The sequence below is a fragment of the Streptacidiphilus jeojiense genome (assembly GCF_000719095.1).
Taxonomy (GTDB): Bacteria; Actinomycetota; Actinomycetes; order Streptomycetales; family Streptomycetaceae; genus Streptacidiphilus; species Streptacidiphilus jeojiensis.
The window spans coordinates 89,223-107,849 of sequence record NZ_JOEH01000020.1; the positions used below are offsets into that span (position 1 = coordinate 89,223).

16 protein-coding genes and 1 pseudogene are annotated in these 18,627 nt (G+C 73.0%); 8 read left to right on the forward strand and 9 right to left on the reverse strand.

Annotation, left to right across the window (positions count from 1 at the left end):
• Positions 1–53 precede the first annotated feature (53 nt).
• Complete coding sequence (locus IF29_RS0125825; protein WP_063757605.1) at positions 54–506, forward strand: nitroreductase family deazaflavin-dependent oxidoreductase; 453 nt, start codon at positions 54–56, stop codon at positions 504–506.
• A gap of 12 nt (positions 507–518) precedes the next feature.
• Here IF29_RS0125825 and IF29_RS0125830 read toward each other — a convergent pair whose 3' ends face one another.
• The 3 genes from IF29_RS0125830 to IF29_RS0125840 form a co-directional block, all read right to left on the reverse strand.
• Positions 519–2,258: a cholesterol oxidase substrate-binding domain-containing protein gene (locus IF29_RS0125830; protein WP_030259496.1), complete on the reverse strand. Its 1,740-nt coding sequence runs from the start codon at positions 2,256–2,258 to the stop codon at positions 519–521.
• Positions 2,259–2,539: 281 nt separating this feature from the next.
• Entirely contained in the window at positions 2,540–4,285 is a 1,746-nt protein-coding gene (locus IF29_RS0125835; RefSeq protein ID WP_232242431.1) for a serine/threonine-protein kinase, read from the reverse strand.
• Positions 4,286–4,328: 43 nt separating this feature from the next.
• Entirely contained in the window at positions 4,329–5,507 is a 1,179-nt protein-coding gene (locus IF29_RS0125840) for an ROK family transcriptional regulator (RefSeq protein ID WP_051726000.1), read from the reverse strand.
• A 124-nt stretch (positions 5,508–5,631) separates the two neighbouring features.
• On the opposite strand from IF29_RS0125840, the gene IF29_RS0125845 reads away from it, so the two are divergent.
• The 4 genes from IF29_RS0125845 (at position 5,632) to IF29_RS0125860 (ending at position 9,679) form a co-directional block, all read left to right on the forward strand.
• On the forward strand, positions 5,632–6,777 hold the full coding sequence (locus IF29_RS0125845; protein WP_030259503.1) for a Gfo/Idh/MocA family protein: 1,146 nt from the start codon (positions 5,632–5,634) through the stop codon (positions 6,775–6,777).
• Positions 6,774–7,694, forward strand: a complete 921-nt coding sequence (locus IF29_RS0125850; RefSeq protein ID WP_030259506.1) for a sugar phosphate isomerase/epimerase family protein — start codon at positions 6,774–6,776, stop codon at positions 7,692–7,694. The genes IF29_RS0125845 and IF29_RS0125850 overlap by 4 nt, the downstream gene beginning before the upstream one ends.
• Positions 7,695–7,817: 123 nt before the next feature.
• On the forward strand, positions 7,818–8,573 hold the full coding sequence (locus tag IF29_RS0125855; RefSeq protein WP_030259508.1) for a sugar phosphate isomerase/epimerase family protein: 756 nt from the start codon (positions 7,818–7,820) through the stop codon (positions 8,571–8,573).
• A complete protein-coding gene (locus IF29_RS0125860) occupies positions 8,570–9,679 on the forward strand; it encodes a Gfo/Idh/MocA family protein (protein ID WP_030259509.1) in 1,110 nt (369 codons plus the stop codon). The genes IF29_RS0125855 and IF29_RS0125860 overlap by 4 nt, the downstream gene beginning before the upstream one ends.
• A 147-nt stretch (positions 9,680–9,826) precedes the next feature.
• On the opposite strand, the gene IF29_RS0125865 is transcribed toward IF29_RS0125860, so the two are convergent.
• Both IF29_RS0125865 and IF29_RS0125870 read right to left on the reverse strand, forming a co-directional pair.
• Complete coding sequence (locus IF29_RS0125865) at positions 9,827–10,249, reverse strand: SRPBCC family protein (RefSeq protein WP_030259512.1); 423 nt, start codon at positions 10,247–10,249, stop codon at positions 9,827–9,829.
• A 72-nt stretch (positions 10,250–10,321) separates the two neighbouring features.
• A complete protein-coding gene (locus IF29_RS0125870) occupies positions 10,322–11,872 on the reverse strand; it encodes a carboxylesterase/lipase family protein (protein ID WP_030259515.1) in 1,551 nt (516 codons plus the stop codon).
• Positions 11,873–12,094: 222 nt separating this feature from the next.
• Between IF29_RS0125870 and IF29_RS0125875 the strand changes: the two genes are divergently transcribed.
• Positions 12,095–12,544 carry a DUF5994 family protein gene (locus IF29_RS0125875; protein WP_030259518.1) on the forward strand — a complete coding sequence of 150 codons (450 nt, stop codon included), beginning with the start codon at positions 12,095–12,097 and terminating at the stop codon, positions 12,542–12,544.
• Here the strand turns inward: IF29_RS0125875 and IF29_RS0125880 are convergent.
• The 3 genes and pseudogenes from IF29_RS0125880 to IF29_RS0125890 all read right to left on the reverse strand — a co-directional run bounded on the left by IF29_RS0125880 (position 12,528) and on the right by IF29_RS0125890 (position 15,045).
• Positions 12,528–13,376, reverse strand: a complete 849-nt coding sequence (locus IF29_RS0125880; protein ID WP_030259520.1) for a TIGR02452 family protein — start codon at positions 13,374–13,376, stop codon at positions 12,528–12,530. The genes IF29_RS0125875 and IF29_RS0125880 overlap by 17 nt on opposite strands.
• 61 nt (positions 13,377–13,437) lie before the next feature.
• Positions 13,438–14,378 (reverse strand): annotated as a pseudogene (locus IF29_RS42365) (S66 peptidase family protein).
• A 37-nt stretch (positions 14,379–14,415) separates the two neighbouring features.
• Complete coding sequence (locus tag IF29_RS0125890) at positions 14,416–15,045, reverse strand: VanZ family protein (RefSeq protein ID WP_084714949.1); 630 nt, start codon at positions 15,043–15,045, stop codon at positions 14,416–14,418.
• A gap of 323 nt (positions 15,046–15,368) precedes the next feature.
• On the opposite strand from IF29_RS0125890, the gene IF29_RS42370 reads away from it, so the two are divergent.
• Positions 15,369–15,698, forward strand: a complete 330-nt coding sequence (locus IF29_RS42370; protein ID WP_051726002.1) for an STAS domain-containing protein — start codon at positions 15,369–15,371, stop codon at positions 15,696–15,698.
• A gap of 195 nt (positions 15,699–15,893) precedes the next feature.
• Positions 15,894–17,393, forward strand: a complete 1,500-nt coding sequence (locus IF29_RS0125900) for a carbohydrate-binding protein (protein WP_030259528.1) — start codon at positions 15,894–15,896, stop codon at positions 17,391–17,393.
• Positions 17,394–17,436: 43 nt separating this feature from the next.
• Here the strand turns inward: IF29_RS0125900 and IF29_RS0125905 are convergent, their stop codons facing one another.
• Entirely contained in the window at positions 17,437–18,609 is a 1,173-nt protein-coding gene (locus tag IF29_RS0125905) for a LacI family DNA-binding transcriptional regulator (protein WP_084714951.1), read from the reverse strand.
• Positions 18,610–18,627: the final 18 nt, after the last annotated feature.

Here is an 18,627-nt window from a genome sequence, read left to right on the forward strand (position 1 = left end):
TCGCGCCCGCCCGGGTCCGCCCGGGCCACCGCGCCGACGGAAGGACGACCAGCGTGCGGCTGCTGACCAGGCCCGTACTGGCCGCCTGCAACACCGTCTACCGGGCCACCGGCGGGGTCCTCGGCGCCTGGTGGTTCGGGCAGCCGATCCTGCTGCTGACCACGGTCGGCCGCAGGACCGGCGAGCGCCGGGTGAGCGGGCTGGTGTTCCTGCGGGACGCGGGGCGCTATGTCGTGGTCGCCTCCGACAACGGCGCCCCGCGCAGGCCAGGCTGGTACTACAACCTGCTGGCCGCCGGGCAGGCCGAGGTCCAGTACCGCCGCACCCGGGTCCGCGTCACCGCCCACGAGGCCGTGGGCGAGGAGCGGGCCCGGCTGTGGCCGCTGCTGCTCCGGGTCTACTCCGGCTACGACCGGCACCAGGCCAGGGCCGGCCGCCCGCTCCCGGTCATGGTGCTGACACCCGTGGTGCCGGCACGGGTGCGCGGGAGCGGGGACGGCCGCTGAGGACCGGGCCGGTCAGGGCAGCAGGCCGTCCAGGAAGGTGTTGCTGTAGATCCGGCTGGGGTCGTACTTGTCGAGGATCGACAGCGCGGTGTCCCAGTTGCTGCCGGACGGCTGACCGGTGCGGTAGGCGGCCGGGACGGTGGTGCCGAGGATGGTCGGGTCGGCCCAGGCGGCGGTGCCCGAGTAGGCCCAGCCCTTGGACCACTCGGGGCGGACCGCCGCGTAGCTGCCGGTGTAGTTGGAGAGCACCCACTGCTCGGTCTCCCGGTAGAACTGCTGGGACTGCGGGGTGCCGGGGATGGTCAGCAGGTCCATCCACACCGCGGTGTCCCAGGCCGGCTGGTCCGGCCGCGGGCGCAGCGCGCTGAGCAGCGGCTGCACCGCCCCGGAGACCCCGCAGTCGGCCGCGTTGTCCAGGCCGGTGACCCGGACCTCCCAGGGGCCGTTCATCGGGTACTGGCCCCGGTTCTGATAGGTGGTCAGGGCGTTGTTGAGGTAGGTGTAGAACTCGCTGACCACGCGCTGGACGTCGGACCGGGCGCAGAGGATGGCGTAGCCGTTCGCGGTGACCTGCAGCGTGGTCGGCCTGACGTAGAGCTGGGAGTTCTTGGCCCAGCCCCAGATGTCCCAGGTGCCGGTGACGATCAGCCCGGAGCCGACGATGCTCATCTCCAGGTTCTCGAAGGTCGGCGTGACCGAGACGTCCCCGCCGACGATGTCGGCGATCAGGGCGGACTCCTGGGTGCTGACGGAGTCGGCGAAGGTGAACGGGAACGGGCTGTCGTTCTCCTTGGAGAACAGCGGCTTGCTGGGGGTCACCGTCCAGACCTTGAGCCAGGGCACGGTGGTGAAGGGGAACCAGATGGTCTCCACCCGCCCGCTCTTGTTCACCAGCGACGCGAAGGAGCTGGACCCGGCCGAGGCGGGCGGGGCGAACAGGGTTCCGACGTTGGTGGTGTAGGTGGACTGGCAGCGCAGCCGGACGTTGGCGCCGACCCGCAGGGTGGCCTCGGTGACGAAGGCCCGGCCGAGGTGGACCAGGAACGCGGCGATGTCGGGGTCGCTGCGCTGGAAGGTCTTGAGGACGTAGGCGCTCTGGGTGGAGTCCCAGACCACCGCGGTGAGCGAGGTGACCAGGTTGCTGACGGAGCCGAAGGTGTGCCCGGTGGTCAGGGTCTCGCCGGTGGCCGGAACGGCGCTGCCGTGGCCGTCGATGGCCAGTACGCCGCCCAGGCTGAGGTCGCCGGGGGCCGGGGTGTGGATCAGTCCGTAGCCCGAGTTCTCCAGCGCGGTGAGCAGGTTGAGCATGGTGATGCCGGCCTGGGCGGTGACGCTGGCGGGGCTGCCGCTGTTGACGGTGACCGCGGTGAGGTGCTGGGTGGTGTCGACCAGCAGGATGTTGCCGGTGGCGCCGCTGGGCTCCAGCAGCGGGGACCAGCCGTGGCCCATGCCCTTGGCGCGGATCTTCCAGCCCTGGGCGTGGGCCCAGTTGGCGAGGGTGACCACGTCGGCGGGGGTGGCCGGCGCGCAGGTCCACTGCGGGCTGAGGACGATCTCGCCGGACCAGTTGCTCCATGCCTGCTGGTAGACGCTGATGCCGCTGGGGAACGAGGGCGGGGCCGCGGTGTCCGCCTCGGCGGGGGTGACCCTGAACGCGGGTGTCCAGGTGAGGCTGGACAGTGCGGCGGTGGCGCCGGCGGCGCCGAGAAAGGTGCGGCGGGACAGGCGGCTCGGCTGATCGGATGTACCCATGACGAAACCTCCGCGGAGAGGTTGGGCATGCCCGGCGGGGCGGTGGAGGGCATGCGGAATCAGCGTGGGGGCGCTGTGCGGAGCGCTGGGGGCGCGCGGGCGCGCGTCCAGCACGGAGGCGGTGCGGGCACTCCGTGGAACCGTGGTGGTGGCGCACTGCGGGCGGCGGTCCGGTCCGGTGGTCCCGGGTACCGGTCGGACGGCCGCGGCGGGTGCGGTGGGGAGAGGATCCGTCCCTGACCGCGAGAAGTCAATGACGGTGCGTCAGATCTGATTACCCGTCAGTTAACTTGGAACGTCTGGGAGACGGTGGCGAAGTAGGTGGTTCCCTGGACGCTTCTGCTGCTCGGGGCGGATACCCAGAAGTCGAAGGCGCGGCCCTTCTCGATCCAGCAGAGGTCCTTCACGTCGCGGGCGCCGAAGGCGTCGTCCGAGTAGCCGTCCCAACTCCACTGCCAGAAGGCGGCCTCGTTGGTCCCGTGGAACGAGGTGGACGTGACGCTGCTGTTGCGGAAGCCGGGGTTGGTGGTGGGGCCGTCGGCGTCCTGCTGCTTGATGCTGGCCAGCACGCCCTCGGTCGGGACGGGGGTGGGGTGCACACCGATGCGGTAGGCCCGGTCGGGGGAGATGTAGAAGATCCGGCCGGAGTCGTCGGTGCTGCGCTTCCAGCCGTCCGGGACGGCGAGGGAGAAGAGGCCGGAGGGGTCCTTGCGCAGGGTGAAGCCGGCCGGAACGGCGTTGGCGGCGGTGGAGCCAGTGGATCCTTCGCTGGGCGTCGGGCGGGCGGAGGTGTGTGCGCCGGTCGCCGTGGAGGACGTGGAGGACGCGGAGGCGGACACGATGGGTGTCACCGGCGCTGCGACCCCGCTCGGCGTGCCGGTCGAGGCCAGCACCACGGTCGCCGCAGTGGCCGCGGCCACCAGCACACCGCCGGTGGCCAGCAGCACCCCGGTGCGCCGGCGGCCGCCACGCTGCTTCCCGGGCGGATCGCCGACCACCGGCCCGGCGACGGCCCCGACCTCGACCACCGTCGTGGCGGCGCGTTCCGGTCGCCTGGCGGGCAGCCCCCGGGGCCCGGCCCCGAGGGTCGCCGCGGTCGGCGAGGCGACCAGGGCCCCGCGTTCCAGGAACAGCCGCAGCAGCCGCACCGCCTCGGCCGAGCCCAGCCGCCGGGCCGGATCGCGTTCCAGCAGTCCGGCGACCACCGGGGCCAGCGGCTCGACGCTGGCCGGCAGCAGGATCTCCTCGTACAGCACCGCGTAGAGCACGCCGGACATGGAGTCGCGACGGAACGGCGAGCGGCCCTCCAGCATCGTGCACAGCAGCACGCCCACCGACCACAGGTCGGACTCGGGGCCGGCGGAACCGCCCTCGGTGCGCTCCGGCGCGGTGAACTCCGGCGAGCCCAGGAAGGCACCCTGCTCGGTGAGGGTGGAGCTGCCGTCGACCCGGGCTATGCCGAAGTCGGTGAGCACGATCCGCCCGGTCCCGCGCTCCAGCAGGACGTTGTCGGGTTTGACGTCCCGGTGCAGCACGCCCTTGGCGTGGACGGCCTCCAGTGCGGAGAGCACGGCGAGGCCGATCCTGGCCGCCTCGCGCGGCGGCACCGGACCCTCGGCGGCGAGCCGGGCGCCCAGCGAGTCGCCGTCGACCAGCTCCATCACGATGCACGGCTCGCCGTCCTGCTCCACCACGTCGTGGATACCGACCACCGAGGGGTGGCGTAGCTGGGCCACGGCGCGGGCCTCGCGCAGCGTGCGGGCCCGCTGCTGCTCGCGCTCCTCCGGGGAGTGGTCGGTGCGCAGGTGCACCTCCTTGACCGCGACCTGACGGTCCAGCACATCGTCCAGGGCCCGCCACACCGTGCCCATGCCGCCGCGGCCGAGCCGGGACAGCAGCCGGTAGCGGCCGGCCACCAGCCGGCCCTCGCCGACCTGCCCGCCGGTGTGCCCGCCCGCGTGTCCGTCCGCCTGCCCGCCGGTGTGCCCGCCGGTGTGTGCGTCCGACGCCCCGTCCGTACTCCCCATGGCGGACATCATCGCGCATCGGTGGTGCGGCAACCGCCTCCGGTCAGCCGTCGCCGAGCAGCCGGGCCAGGCCGGTGGGGGAGAGCAGATGGCGCAGGGCCAGCCGGCCGGCGCCCTCGACCCCGGCGCGTCCGGCCAGCAGCGAGGTCTCGATGGCCAGGCTGCGGGTGGCCAGCGGCAGCGCCCGCCGGTAGACCACGCCGCGGATCTCGGCGAGCAGGTCCTCGTGCAGCTCGGCCAGGCTGCCGCCGAGGACGATCAGGTCGGGGTTGTGGAAGCTCACCGCGGTGGCCAGCACCTCGCCCAGCCGCTGTCCGGCCAGCCGGACCTGACGCCGGGCCAGGGCGTTGCCCTCGCTGCTGAGCCGGACCACGTCACGGGTGGTGAGCACGTCGCAGCCGGCTTCGCGCAGCGCGGCGACCAGCGCGCCGCCGGAGGCCACCGCCTCGATGCAGCCGGTGTTGCCGCAGTGGCAGGGCACGTCCTCGTGGCCGGGGACCCGGACGTGGCCGATGTCGCCGGCGGCCCCGGACGCGCCGCGGTGCAACTCGCCGCCGGAGACGATGCCGCAGCCGATGCCGGTGCCGACCTTGACGTAGAGCAGGTGCCGGACCGCCTCGCGGTGCGCGTACTCGCCGAGCGCCATCAGATTGACGTCGTTGTCCACCAGCACCGGCGCGTCGTAGCCGTCGGCGAAGAAGGAGGGGATGGGATAGCCGTCCCAGCCCGGCATGATCGGCGGCCGGACCGGGGTGCCGGTGGCGAAGTCGACCGGTCCCGGTACGCCCAGGCTGATCGCCCGGACATCGGAGGTCTTCCGGCCGCACTGCTCCAGCAGGGCCCGCAGCAGGGTGTCGACCCGGGTCAGGATCGGCACCGGGCCCTCGCCGATGCCGATGCTGGCGGCGGTCTCGGCCAGCGGGGCGCCGCCGAGGTCGGTGAGCAGCACCCGGCAGTGGGTGGCGCCCAGGTCGACCGCGACGACCGCGCCGGTCAGCGGGTTGAGCCGGAGCGTCAGCGGGGGGCGGCCGCGGGCCGCGCCCGCCGGCTCGCCGTCCAGCAGCAGCCCGGCCCCGATCAGGGTGTCCACCCGCTGCGACACCGTGGCCCTGGACATGCCGGTGGCGGTGGCCAGGGCGCTCCTGGTCCCGGCGGCGCCGGAGGCGACCAGCCGGGCCACCTCGCTCAGCACCGCGTACTGCCGTGCGTCGATCGTGCTCATCCGTCCCACCCGCACCGCATGCTCGGCCCGATATTTATGCCAGAAGTTAGCGTAAATCACGTCATTGTCAAGCGGATACCAGCGGGATTACGGTTCTGACGTATCGGAAAGGAGCCGCGCTGTGATGCACGGTCAACTCCGGGTCGCCATCGCCGGAGCAGGCATGGTCGCCCGGGTCCACGCGGACGCCGTCCGACGGGCGGGGGCCCGACTGGTCGGGGTCTCCGCCTCCACCCCGGAACGCGGCAAGGCCGCCGCCGCCGAACTGGGCGCCGAGCGCGCCTATGACACCTCCGAGGACCTGGTCGTCAGCGACGAGGTCGACATCGTGCACATCTGCACGCCCAACGGACTGCACCACCCGCTGGCCGAACTCGCCCTGCGGGCCGGCAAGCACGTGGTCTGCGAGAAGCCGCTGGCCACCTCGGCGGCGCAGGCCGCCGAACTGACCCGGCTCGCCGCCGAGCAGCGCGTGGTGGCGGCGGTGCCGTTCGTCTACCGCTACCACCCGATGGCCGCCGAGGCCAGGGCCCGGGTGCGGTCCGGGGCGCTGGGCGCGGTGCACCTGCTGCACGGCCACTACCTCCAGGACTGGCTGGCCGACCCGGCCGACAGCAACTGGCGGGTCGACCCGGTCGTCGGAGGACCCTCCAGGGCCTTCGCCGACATCGGCTCGCACTGGTGCGACCTGGCCGAGTGGATCACCGGGCACCGCATCACCGAACTGGTCGCCTCCACCGCGACCGTCCACGGCGAGCGCAGCGCCGCCATGAGCGGCACCTTCAGCGCGCCGGCCGCCGGCGGCGCGGGGGACCGGCAGGCCGTCACCACCGAGGCTGTGACTACCGAGGACGCCGCCCACCTGCTGTTCCGCACCGACCGGGGCGCCACCGGCTCGCTGCTGGTCTCCCAGGTCTCGCCGGGCCGCAAGAACCGGCTCTGGCTGGAGGTCGACGCGGCCGACGCCAGCGTCACCTTCGACCAGGAGAACCCGGAGACGCTGCTGCTCGGCCGCCGCGCGAGCACCGAGGTGCTCAGCCGCGACGCGGCCCTGCTGGCCCCGGACGCGGCCCGGCTGTCCACCGTGCCGCCCGGGCACCCGCTCGGCTACCAGGACTGCTTCGCCGCCTTCGTCCGCGACGTGCACGACGCGGTCCGCGGCGGCGAGGTCCGCCACCCCGGCTTCGCGGACGCCGCCCGCACCGCGGCGCTCACCGACGCCGTCCTCGACTCCGCCCACACCCGCTCCTGGACCGAGGTACCCGCATGAAACTGGGATTCCTGACCGCCTGCCTGCCCCAGCTCACCCTGGAGCAGATCGTCCCCTGGGCCGCCGCCCACGACTACGACGCGCTGGAGGTGGCCACCTGGCCGTCCACCGGGTCACGGGACTTCGAAGCCAGCCACCTCGACGTCGCCGCCCTGGACCAGGACGGCGCCGAGCAGGTCAGGGCACTGTTCGACCAGCACGGCGTGGAGATCTCCGCCTTCGCCTACTACGAGAACAACCTGCACCCCGACGAGCGCCGCCGCGCCGAGATCGCCGAGCACCTGCGCCGCAACATCGACGCCGCCGCCCTGCTCGGCGTCCCCTACGTGGGCACCTTCATCGGCCGCGACCCCGGACGCTCCGTCAAGGAGAACATCGCCGTCGGCGACAAGGTGCTGCCGCCGCTGGTCGACTACGCCACCGAACGCGGCGTCAAGCTCATCATCGAGAACTGCGTGATGGAGGGCTGGCACCCGGACGGCTACCCGGGCAACCTCGCCTACTCCCCGGAGCTGTGGGAGTGGATGTTCTCGCTCGGCTTCTACCTCAACTACGACCCCTCGCACCTGATGTGGCTCGGCATCGACCCGGTCGAGGCGCTGCGCCCCTACGTCGACCGGATCCCGCACGCCCAGGCCAAGGACGCCCAGCTGGACCCGCGGGCCCGCACCCGCTACGGCTTCTTCGGCAAGACCCTGGAGCGCGACAACCCCTGGGACGTCGGCTGGTGGCGCTACCGCGTCCCCGGCCTCGGCGACGTCGACTGGCGTGCCGTGGTCGACACCCTCTACGAGGGCGGCTTCACCGGGACGCTCTCGGTCGAGCACGAGGACCCGGTCTGGGGCGGCACCGAGGAGAAGGTCAAGCAGGGCCTGATCGTCGCCCACCGCACCCTGCGCCCGCTGATCGTCGCCTGACCCTCCGCGGCCGACCACCTGCAGCTGAACCCCTGCACCTGAACCCCTGCACCTGAACTCATTGCCCGGATCCGAGCGGTTCCACCTCCCTTCCTTCACTGTGTCCCGAGGAGCGCACCAGAGATGACCCACCCCCTCTCCGTCCAGCTCTACTCCGTCCGCGAGCTGATCTCCGACGACCGCGACGGCGTGCTGCGCCGGATCGCCGAGGCCGGGTTCGGGGCGGTGGAGCCGTTCCGGCCCACCGACGACCCGATCGGCTTCCGCAAGGTCGCCGACGACCTCGGCCTGTCCGTCTCCAGCGTCCACGCCATGGACCTGCTCGGCACCGACACCGAGGCCGACGCCGTGTTCGACGCGGCCGCGGTGCTCGGCACCGGCATGGTCATCGTCCCGGCCGGTATCGCCGAGGAGGAGTTCACCGGCACCGAGGGCCTGACCCGGGCCGCGGACACCCTCAACGCGCTCGCCGAGCGCGCCGCGGGCCATGGCCTGCAGCTCGGCTACCACAACCACTGGTGGGAGTTCGAGCCCCGGGTGAACGGCCGTCACGCGCTGGAGGAGCTGGCCGACCTGCTCGACCCGCGGGTCTTCCTGGAGGTCGACACCTACTGGGCCGCCGTCGGCGGCGCCGACGTCCCGCTGGTCCTCGGAGGTCTCGGCGACCGGGTGAAGGCGCTGCACGTCAAGGACGGCCCGATCGTCAAGGGCGAGCCGCACACCGCGGTCGGCGCCGGTGCCATGCCGGTGCCCGCGATCCTGGCAGCCGCCCCGGCCGACGCCTGGCGCATCGTCGAACTCGACAACTGCGCCACCGACATCATCGACGCCATCGCCGACAGCCGCCGCTACCTCTCCGCCCTGGAGGCCCAGGCATGACCACCCGCTCCGGACCCGTCGGCGTCGCCCTGGTCGGCGCGGGCGTGATCAGCACCCAGTACCTGAAGAACCTCACCACCTTCCCGGACGTCCAGGTCGTCGGTATCGCCGACCTGGACACCGAGCGGGCCAGGACGGCCGCCGAGGAGTACGGCGTCCCGTTCTCCGGCGACCTGGACTCGGTGCTGGCCCTTCCTGAGGTCGAACTGGTCGTCAACCTGACTATCCCGGCCGCCCATGCCGCGGTGGCCAGGGCCGCGCTGGAGGCCGGCAAGCACGTCTACGGCGAGAAGCCGCTCGCCCTGGACCCGGTCGAGGGGGAGAAGCTGCTCGCGGAGGCGGCGACTCGCGGCCTGCGTGTCGGGAGCGCTCCCGACACCTTCCTCGGCGCCGGTCTGCAGAGCGCGCTGCGGGCCATCGCGGCCGGTGCCATCGGCACCCCGGTCGCCGCCAACACCGCGGTGATGAACTTCGGCCCCGAGCGCTGGCACCCCAGCCCCGAGTTCCTGTTCCAGTACGGCGCGGGTCCGCTGTTCGACCTGGGCCCCTACTACCTGACCGCACTGACCGCGCTGCTGGGACCGGTGGCACAGGTCGCCGCGACGGCCAGGCAGGGCCGGGCCGAACGGGTCATCGGCTCGGGCCCGAGGGCCGGCACCGGCTTCGCGGTCGAGGTGCCTACCCACGTCACGGCACTGCTGGACTTCGAGCGCGGCGCCACCGCGGCTACCACCTTCAGCTTCGACTCGGCGCTGCCCCGGATCCAGTTCGAGGTCACCGGAACCGAGGGGACCCTGGAGATCCCGGACCCCAACACCTTCGACGGGGTGCTGCGGGTGCGCGGCGGCGCCGACGAGGACTGGCGTGAGCTGCCGGTCGGCGGGACCACCGCGGGACGCGGCATCGGCGTCCTGGACATGGCCCGCGCCCTGCGCACGGGCGACCCGCACCGCGCCTCCGGCGAGCTGGCCCAGCACGTCCTGGAGACCATGGCCGCAGTCACCGAATCCGCCGCCGCGGGCGCCTTCCGCGGCGTCAGCTCCCGCTGCGAGGCGCCCGAACCTTTGGCGGAGAGCTGGTCCCCTCTTGAGGCCACGCTGGGCTGAGGACGGACGTCGGCTGCGGACCGTAGTGGGTTTGTCGCGCAGTTCCCCGCGCCCCTTGGGGTCTGCAACTGGCTCAGTTGCAATCAGCTGGGGGCGCGGGGAACTGCGCGGTCAACCATCTACGGTCCGCAGCCGACATCCCCCGGGCTACCCCCGTTCGGCGTGAGCCACCAGCGCTGCCATGGTGTCGGGCCAGTCCGCAGTGATGCCCGGACCCATCTCGGGGCCGAGCTCGTCCGCGTCCGGGCCGACGATCTCCATGCTGTAGACGACGCGGATGCGCTGGGCGTCGATCGGCTCGATCGTGTGGTTGGTGCGGAAGACGTTCTCGCCGAAGTGCGCCTCGTCGACGAAGGACTGGTTCTCCTCCGTCGCCGCGATCCGCATCTCGATCGGCTCGTCACCGGGCGGCGTCATGATGATGGTCGACCCCGCCGCGAACGGCCCCCGCAGCTCGACCTTCTCGATCTCCGCGTTCCAGGAGCCCCAGTTCGCCACATCGGCCCACAACCGCCAGATCGCCGCGCGGTTCTCGGCGCCGGTCTCCACGCTGTGCTCGTACGTCCACATCTGCGGTCTCCCCGTGGTCGGTGTCTGTGCGCACAGGCTATAGCGACCGCACGGTCCCTGACGGAGCTTCAGTCACTCGCCCCCAGCAGGGCCGAGCAGCGGCAGGACCGGGATGGTGTGGTCCTGCCAGATCAGGCGGGAGGTCTCCTCCGGGTAGGCGGTGACCACCGGCTCGGCGTCGAAGACCTGAACCAGCCGCTGCCCGGTGTCGTACCCGGGCCAGCCGGGGTCTCCGTGCGCGGCGAACGCCGCCCAGGCGGCCCGCATGCGGGCCGACAGCGACTGCGCCTCGGCAGGCGGGCCCGCCCCGATCAGCGCGGCAGGATGGCCGCGGTCCAGATTGCCGAAGACCAGCGGCACGTCCAGACCGTGGCAGGCACCCATGACGCCGCCTATGCCCGGGGCGGGCCAGGCGAGCTCGTACACATGGACCCGGCCGCCGGCGGCGGACTGCTCCTCCGCGAGGCGGAGGCTCGGCATGCGGAACGCCCAGTCGGAGTTGACCAGCTCGTACAGCTGCTCAGGGCCGGCATCCGGACAGCCGTCCCGGTACCGCTGCGCGCCGTCGCTGCCGGGGGCGAAGACGCGCAGGGCGGTGGCAGCCTGATCCTCCGTCACCTGGCCGAGCAGCCCTTCGAGCGCGGTGAACAGCCGCTGCTCGTCCCGGGTGTGGCCGACGAGCAGCGCGATGTCCCGGCCGGCACCGTCGGCCAGGGCCTGCCAGGGGGTGACCGGCAGCTCCGCGCCGCCGACAACCGGTGAGAAGAGGATCGCCCGGTGCGCGATCGGACCCCAACGACCGGCCCACTGGGCCGACTTGGCGCCCACCGCGTCACCTGCGGCGGACAGCCGGGACGGGTCCACCCCGGACAGCTCGGCCGCGGTGGGCCGCAGCCCCAGCTCCGCGCCGCACGCGGCGGCGATGTCGGCGGCGAGCTCCGGTGCGAAGAAGGTCCCCTGCACGCTCTGGGCGACGGCCCGGCCGAAGAGCCCGGACGCGCCCGGCATGGCGAGCAGTGCCGCGACCGATCCGCCGCCCGCCGACTCTCCGAAGACGGTGACGTTGTCCGGGTCGCCGCCGAGGGCCCGGATGTTGTCCCGGACCCACTCCAGCGCGGCGACCTGGTCGAGCAGGCCGCGGTTGGCGGGCGCGCCCTCGAAGTACCCGAAGCCCTCCAGGCCCACCCGGTAGTTGAAGGTCACCACGACCACGTCGCCCTCGCCGGCCAGGCGCCCGCCGTCGTACTCGGGAAGTCCGGACGTTCCGATGGTGTAGGCGCCGCCGTGGATCCACACCAGAACCGGCAGCCCCGCGCCGGGGCCCGGATCCGGCGACCAGACGTTGACGGTCAGCCAGTCGCAGTCCGCTGCGTCCCGCGACATCGCGTCCATGCCGAAGGCACCGCCCTGCGGGGGCGGTGGCCCGAACGACACCGCCTCGCGTACCCCGTCCCAGCCCTGCACCGGCCGGGGCGCGGCGAAACGCAGCGGTCCGACCGGCGGTTCGGCGAAGGGGACACCGCGGAAGACTGCGACACCACCCTCCCGACCGCCTTGCAGCGCCCCGGCCGCCGAGCGGACCTCGGGCCGGGATCCGGACCGCTCGGACGCGGCATCGCTCATGACGCACTCCCTGTACGGGCACCTGGAGGTCGATCGCAGGAGCCGCCGTCCCCCCGGACCCGTGGATCATCCCGCCGCCTCCCGGTGCACGCCAGCCATTTATCCGGCGCGGCGCGCTACTGTTGGGTCACCGAGGGCTTTTCGCGCGTTGCCGGCTGGGTGGCGTCGTCTCCGGCGAGCGACGACACCGGGCGCTCATCGGCCCGGGGACAGGTCCGCGACGTGACCACCATCAGCATTTCCCCTGAAGCCGACCCGGTCCTGCCGCTGTCCCAGGGCGTGCGGCTGGAACTCAAGCCGGCAAGTCGGATCCGGGGCCGGGTGGACGGCGCCTGGTGGCCCCGGTCCCGGGACATGGCCCAGGAGCTCCCGCCGCTGGTCGAGGTACTGGACCGGGTATGGGGACGGATCACCCGGGTGACCGTGCACGAGGGCATGTGGCCTGACCTGCCCTCCAGGGTCCCGGTCGGCAGGCGGATCGTGCGCCTGGGTTGGTTCGACACCGAGCAGGAGCAGGCCGACCTCTCCCTCTTCTCCTACCAGGTGGGCCGCTGGAACCTCCTGGTCATCCCGCCCGAGTGCGATCCCGCCCGCGCGGCCCTGCTGATGGCGGCGGCCACCGATGTGCACAACCCCGCCGGCGCTGACGCCCTCCTCACCGCAGCGGGGTGACCTGAGCATCGGCGAACGCCTCGCGGAACGCCTCACGGTTGGCGGACGGCGAGGCGCGGTCCCGGACGGCGAAGACCACCTCGTCGAAGGCCGACCGGAGCTCCGCGCCCGGGACCAGCAGATCGCGGAAGGCGGAGGCGACCTCCGCCGGGTCGTTGGCGAACACCCCGCAGCCCCAGGCGCCGAGCACCAGCCGCCGCACCCGGTGGTGCGCGGCGACCGCGAGGACCCGTGCCGCCCGCCGGCGCAGCACCGCCCGGATCTCCGCGCCGGCACCGGGGCTGCGCCGCAGCACCTGGCCGGCGTTGGGCGCAGGAGAGGTCAGGAAGGAGACCGGGAACGGCTCGGCCAGCAGGCCGCCGTCCTCATCGCGGATCACCGGCACGCCGGGCGACCAGATCACCCGGTCGCTGTAGAGCAGGTCGTCGGAGGCCCGGTGCGCCGCGTAGTACTCCGGGGCCTGCAGCAGGCAGTGGTACAGCAGCGCATGCCGGCACAGGTCCTCCTCCTGGGCCTTGGCCCCGCGCAGGTACCCGCCGCCGGGGTTGCGCGCGGAGGCGAAGTTCAGCACCGCGATCTCGCCCGGTCCCGCCCGGAACAGCCGCTGCGCCGCGGCCAGGCTCCCCTCGGCGGTCACCTCGATCCGGGGCCCGCCGCCGTCCGCGTGCTCCAGAACGTCAAGTGGCTCCTCGGGGGAGTAGCACCGGGTCCCCTCGGCCGCGGCTGCCAGGGCGGGGCCCACCGGAACCGTCCGACCGTCGGCTGCCCGGTACTGCCCGGCTGCTGCGATCTCCTCGTTGACCGTCGCGTACTGACGGAGTCTGCTGCTCACGTCGGCCCACGCTAGGTGACGGTGTGGCAGCTGGGAAAGCCGATTTCGGCCGACCCGGGGCTCAGCGCAGTGCCGGTAGTTCCAGTCGCAGCGTGCCGGCGTCGGCGTCGAGTACGGCGGGGATGCCCAGTGGGACGGTCAGGCTGGTGGGGCTGTGGCCGAAGCCCAGTTCCCAGACCATCGGGATGCCCAGCGGGCCCAGGCGCTCCAGCATCAGCTGCCGGATCCGGTCGGGGGAGGGGCGGCAGTCCTGCCAGGACCCCAGCGCGATGCCGGCCACCCCGGCCAGGGCGCCGGAGCGCAGCAGTTGGGTGAGCAGCCGGTCCAGCGCGTAGAGGTCCTCGTCCACGTCCTCCAGCAGCAGGATCGCGCCTTCGAAGCCCGGCCGCGCGAAGGGGGTGCCGCGGTCGGCGGCCAGCAGGGTGAGGCAGCCGCCGGCGGTGACGCCGGTGGCCCGGCCGGGCAGCAGGCACTCGGCGGTGGGGAGGTGAGCAGCTGCACCGTCTCCGGTTCGAACAGGGTCCGGCGCAGCCCCTCGGCGGTGGCCGGGTCGGCCCCGAACACCGCTGCGGCGGCCATCGGCCCGTGCAGTGTGGACAGCCCGAGCCGGACCGCGAACGCCTCGTGAAGAGCCGTCACATCGCTGTAGCCGACGAAGACCTTGGGCTCGGCCTGGGCCGCCATCGCCGACCAGTCGAGCTGGTCGACGATCCGCTGCGCACCGTAGCCGCCGCGCGCGCAGACCACGGCGGCGATCCCCGGGTCCAGCCAGGCCTTCTCCAGGTCGGCGGCGCGGCCGGCGTCCGGGGCGGCGAGGTAGGGCAGCTCCGGGTGGCCGGCCAGCACGCTCGGCATCACCTCGACCGGCAGCCCCCAGGACTCCAGGATCGACACCCCGCGCTCCAGCCGCTCCGGGACCAGACCGCCGGACGGTGCGACGACGGCGACCCGGTCCCCGGCGGTGAGCCGGCGCGGACGCTGCAGGGGTTGGACCTCGGACACGGCTTCAGCTCCCGGTGCGGTGATCGCGGCGAAAACGTCACCGTACCCTGCGGCCGGTGCCGGAACGCCTGCGCATCGCGTCCCACCGGCGCTGCCACCAGTGCCGGTGGTCCGGGTGCATCCGCAGCGAGAGCTTCCGCCCCAGCGGCAGGTAGCCGATCACCGCACCGACCGCGGCGAGGATCACGTCGTCGATGTCGAAGGAGCGCCCCTCGACGAAGAAGTGCTGTCCGAGCTCCAGCAGCAGCACCACGAACGAGCAGATCAGCACCGTGCGGAGCAGGCCGCGGGTGCGCGGCGAGATCACCGGCAGCAGCAGGCCGAAGGGGACGCCGATGAGGATGTTGCCGCCGATCTGCAGCAGCGCCTGGCGGACCGACGGCTGGTCCAGGTAGAGCCGGATCGACGTACCCGGGTGCAGATTGGTGTGGGCGATGCCCACCGACGCCGGGGAGGGCGTGAGCGTCAGCTTGACGATCACCGCGCCGCACACCGCGAGGCCGAGCAGCGCCACGGTGCCGACGACCGCCCGCAGCAGCCGCGCCCCCAGGCTGCGGGCCTTCCGGGTGCGGGGGAGGGCGCGGGGCGCCTTCTCGGCCGCCGGGGCGCTCGGCTGCTTCTTGGGGAGCGCCGGGCTCCGCCGACGGAACAGGTCCCGCCCGGGCATCGCTGACGCCACCCGCCGGACACGGCCTTTGCCCCCGCCCCCGCCCTTGTCCCCGCTCCTGCCCCCCGAAGTCACGTCCCCCACCGCCGCGACCGTGCGACCCATTGACCGGCCTCCTCTTGGTTCCTCGGTGACGCTCCGCCCCGCGGGTGCGTCTACCCGAAGCGGTCACCTTCATGTCGGCAGTGGCCGTCGTCATCCCGCTGATCCCGGGCTCCGGGGAGACCTTCGTCACCCATAAGTGTTACAAGTGCTGACGGCATATTCACCCGGCCCGTTCGCCAACTACAGTGAGGATCCATTCCGTTGGGGGAGGTGGGCTGGTGCGTGGGGATTCCCGGCTGACCGTCCTCGTCCTGGACGGACGCAGTACGGCGCAGCTGCTTCTCGCAGGCGAGGTGGACCTCGACGCCACTCCGATGCTGGAGCGGGCGGTCGCCGCCCTGCTGCGGGACCAGGCGGTGCGGCGCATCGAGCTGGACGTCGCCCTGGTCCGGTTCTGCGACGCCGGAGGGCTCAGCGCGCTGCTGGCCTCGCACCGGATGGCCGCGCTGCGCGAGGTGCCGCTGTACCTGATCCAGGTGCGGTCGACCCTGCAGAAGGTGCTGGACGCGGCCGGGCTGGACGAACTGCTCACCCGCCCGCCCGACTAGTCGCCACGTCTTCCAGTCGCCATGTCTTCGACAAGTGAACGCTGCACAGCGTATTGACGACCCATCAGCTTCAGGCTGACACTGCGTTACGCGTTCCGGAACCGTCCATCAGCGAATTGGAAGCGCTCTCAATTCACTGAACCGAAGGAAGAAGCACCGTTCAGCGTTCACTTCCCTAAGCCTGGAGGGTTCCCCATGCGCAGAACCACCCTTCCGCGCCCTCATCGCGTGCCGTTGCGCCGCCGCACGGCGGCGCTGCTCACCGCCCTCGCCCTGCCGCTGGCGGGGGTGCTCGCGCTCACCGCCGGCTCCGGCAGCGCCTCCGCCACCGTCCCGTCCGCGCCCGCAGGTTGGACCACGGCCTTCAGCGACGACTTCAACGGGGCCGCCGGAACCGGTCTCAACACGGCGAACTGGCTCTACGACACCGGCACCAGCTACCCCGGCGGCGCCGGGAACTGGGGCACCGGCGAGGTCGAGACGGCGACCAGCTCGACCACCAACGTCTACCAGGACGGCGCGGGGCACCTGGTCATCAAGCCGGTCCGGGACGCCTCCGGCAACTGGACCTCGGGCCGGGTCGAGACCCAGCGCACCGACTTCGCCGCCCCGGCCGGCGGTGAGCTGGAGCTCAGCGCCAGCCTGGAGCAGCCCAACCCGGCCTCCGGCAGCGGCTACTGGCCCGCCTTCTGGGCGCTCGGCGCGGCCGCCCGTCCGGTCGGCGCGACCAACTGGCCCAGCGTGGGCGAGCTGGACATCATGGAGGACGTCAACGCCCTCAGCGAGCACTCCACCACCTTCCACTGCGGGGTCGACCCCGGCGGTCCCTGCAACGAGACCACCGGCATCGGCAGCGGGCTGCAGGCCTGCTCGGGCTGCCAGACCGGCTACCACACCTACTCGGTGATCCTGGACCGCACCAACACCTCGGCCGAGCAGCTGCGCTTCTACCTGGACGGCACCCAGACCTTCACGGTCAACGAGAGCCAGGTCCCGGTCGCCACCTGGCAGGCGGCGGTCGACCACGGCTTCTTCGCCATCTTCAACGTGGCCATCGGCGGCGCCTACCCCAACGCCATCTGCGGCTGCACCTCGCCCTCGGCGGCCACCAGCTCCGGCGCGGGCATGAGCGTCGACTGGTTCGCCGCCTACGAGAAGGCCGCCGGCAGCACCACCTCGACGCCGACCCCGACCCCGACGCCCACGCCGACTCCCACCCCCACCGCGACCGGCGGCTCGGGCGGCGGCACCAGCTGCACCACCACCGCCGTCTCCAACATCTCCGCCGACTGCTTCAGCGCCCACCAGGGGACGGCCACCGTCCAGGCCGCGACCGGGGACACCAACCCCACCGGCGTCGACGGCAACCAGGTGGCCCAACTCAACAACGGCTCCTGGCTGAAGTACTCGGGCATCAACTTCGGCACCGGGTCCAGCCAGTTCCACGCCCGGGTCGCCTCCGGCGCCGCGGGCGGCGTCAGCGGGCTGGTCGAAGTGGTCCTCGACAGTCCGTCCAACGCCCCGATCGGCAGTTTCGCGGTGGCGAACACCGGCGGCTGGTCCAGCTGGACCACGGTCCCGGCCAACATCACCAACACCACCGGCACCCATGACGTCTACCTGGAGTTCGTCTCCGGCGCCGCGGGCAACCCGCCGTACGTGAGCCTGCACTACGTCAGCTTCCCGACCCAGTAGCACCCGGCACCCACCGGTGGTGACCCCCCGGGGCCCCGCCTCCTCAGCTGGAGGCGCGGACGACCAGCTCCGAGGGGGTCACCACCGGCACCAGCCCGGCCGCCGCCTCCGCGTTCCCGTCGAAGGTCAGCTGCAGCCGGGTCAGCAGCAGTCTGGCCATCAACCGGCCCATCCCCTCGATGTCCTGACGTACCGTCGTCAGCGGCGGCGAGGCCCACTGCGCCGCGGTGTCGCCGTCGTCGAAGCCGACCACGGCGACGTCCTCCGGAACGCGCAGCCCGCGTTCCGCGAGGACGGCCATCGCCCCCGCCGCCATCAGGTCGGAGCAGGCGAACACCGCGTCCGGGGCGTCCGCGCCGCCGTTGCGGTCCAGCAGCTCCGCCATCGCCCGCTGACCGCCCTCGGCGGTGAAGTCGCCCTCGGCGACCAGCGCCGGATCGTCCTGCGGCAGGACGTCGCGGTAGCCGGAGAGCCGGTCCAGCGACGAGGCCTGGTCCAGCGGTCCGGTGATCACCGCGATCCGGCGCCGCCCGCGCTCCCGCAGGTGCCGGACCGCGGCCCTGGCCCCGCCCCGGTTGTCGGTGTCGACGTACAGCGGTGCCGCGCCGGTGGGCTCCCAGCCCGGTCGGCCGCCGTAGACGGTGGGCAGTCCGAGGCCGTCGACGATCGCCGGCAGCGGGTCGTCGTTGTGCACCGAGAAGATCAGCGCCCCGTCCACATGACCCGCCGCCAGGTAGCGTCCCACCTGCGCGTAGTCGCCGGCCTCGGTCACCAGCAGCAGCACCAGCTGCACCCCCGAGGCCGACAGCTCCCGGCCGATGCCGCGCAGCTGCCGGGCGAAGAACGGGTCGGAGAAGACCCGGCTCTCCGGCTCCGCGACCACCACCGCCACCGCGTCCTGACGCCGGGTCATCAGCGCCCGCGCCGCCGGGTTGGGCACGTAGCCGAGCTCGTCCACGGCCCGGCGCACCTTGGCCTGAACCGCGTCCCGCACCCCCGCCCCGCCGTTGACCACCCGGGACGCCGTCGCACGCGAGACCCCGGCCAGCGCGGCGACCTCCTGCAGCGTCGGCCGCCAGGCAGCCCCCGCGCCCCCGCGCCGGACCCCGGCCGCCTCGCCGCCCGCCTCCCCGGCGGGTTCCGCGGCCGGTCCGCTCGCGCGCGAACTCCCGCTCGGGTCTCCGGCCAGGCCGTGCTCTTCCTCCGACTGCGTCATACGGACATCATCGGCCAT

Coding starts and splice junctions, on each gene's coding strand:
- IF29_RS0125865 (WP_030259512.1), bottom strand. CDS start 10,249: ATGTGGACGTACGAGCACAGCGTGGAGACCGGCGCCGAGAACCGCGCG.
- IF29_RS0125890 (WP_084714949.1), bottom strand. CDS start 15,045: ATGCCCGGGCGGGACCTGTTCCGTCGGCGGAGCCCGGCGCTCCCCAAG.
- IF29_RS0125900 (WP_030259528.1), top strand. CDS start 15,894: ATGCGCAGAACCACCCTTCCGCGCCCTCATCGCGTGCCGTTGCGCCGC.
- IF29_RS0125845 (WP_030259503.1), top strand. CDS start 5,632: ATGCACGGTCAACTCCGGGTCGCCATCGCCGGAGCAGGCATGGTCGCC.
- IF29_RS0125840 (WP_051726000.1), bottom strand. CDS start 5,507: ATGAGCACGATCGACGCACGGCAGTACGCGGTGCTGAGCGAGGTGGCC.
- IF29_RS0125905 (WP_084714951.1), bottom strand. CDS start 18,609: ATGACGCAGTCGGAGGAAGAGCACGGCCTGGCCGGAGACCCGAGCGGG.
- IF29_RS0125835 (WP_232242431.1), bottom strand. CDS start 4,285: ATGGGGAGTACGGACGGGGCGTCGGACGCACACACCGGCGGGCACACC.
- IF29_RS0125860 (WP_030259509.1), top strand. CDS start 8,570: ATGACCACCCGCTCCGGACCCGTCGGCGTCGCCCTGGTCGGCGCGGGC.
- IF29_RS0125830 (WP_030259496.1), bottom strand. CDS start 2,258: ATGGGTACATCCGATCAGCCGAGCCGCCTGTCCCGCCGCACCTTTCTC.
- IF29_RS0125850 (WP_030259506.1), top strand. CDS start 6,774: ATGAAACTGGGATTCCTGACCGCCTGCCTGCCCCAGCTCACCCTGGAG.
- IF29_RS0125855 (WP_030259508.1), top strand. CDS start 7,818: ATGACCCACCCCCTCTCCGTCCAGCTCTACTCCGTCCGCGAGCTGATC.
- IF29_RS0125870 (WP_030259515.1), bottom strand. CDS start 11,872: ATGAGCGATGCCGCGTCCGAGCGGTCCGGATCCCGGCCCGAGGTCCGC.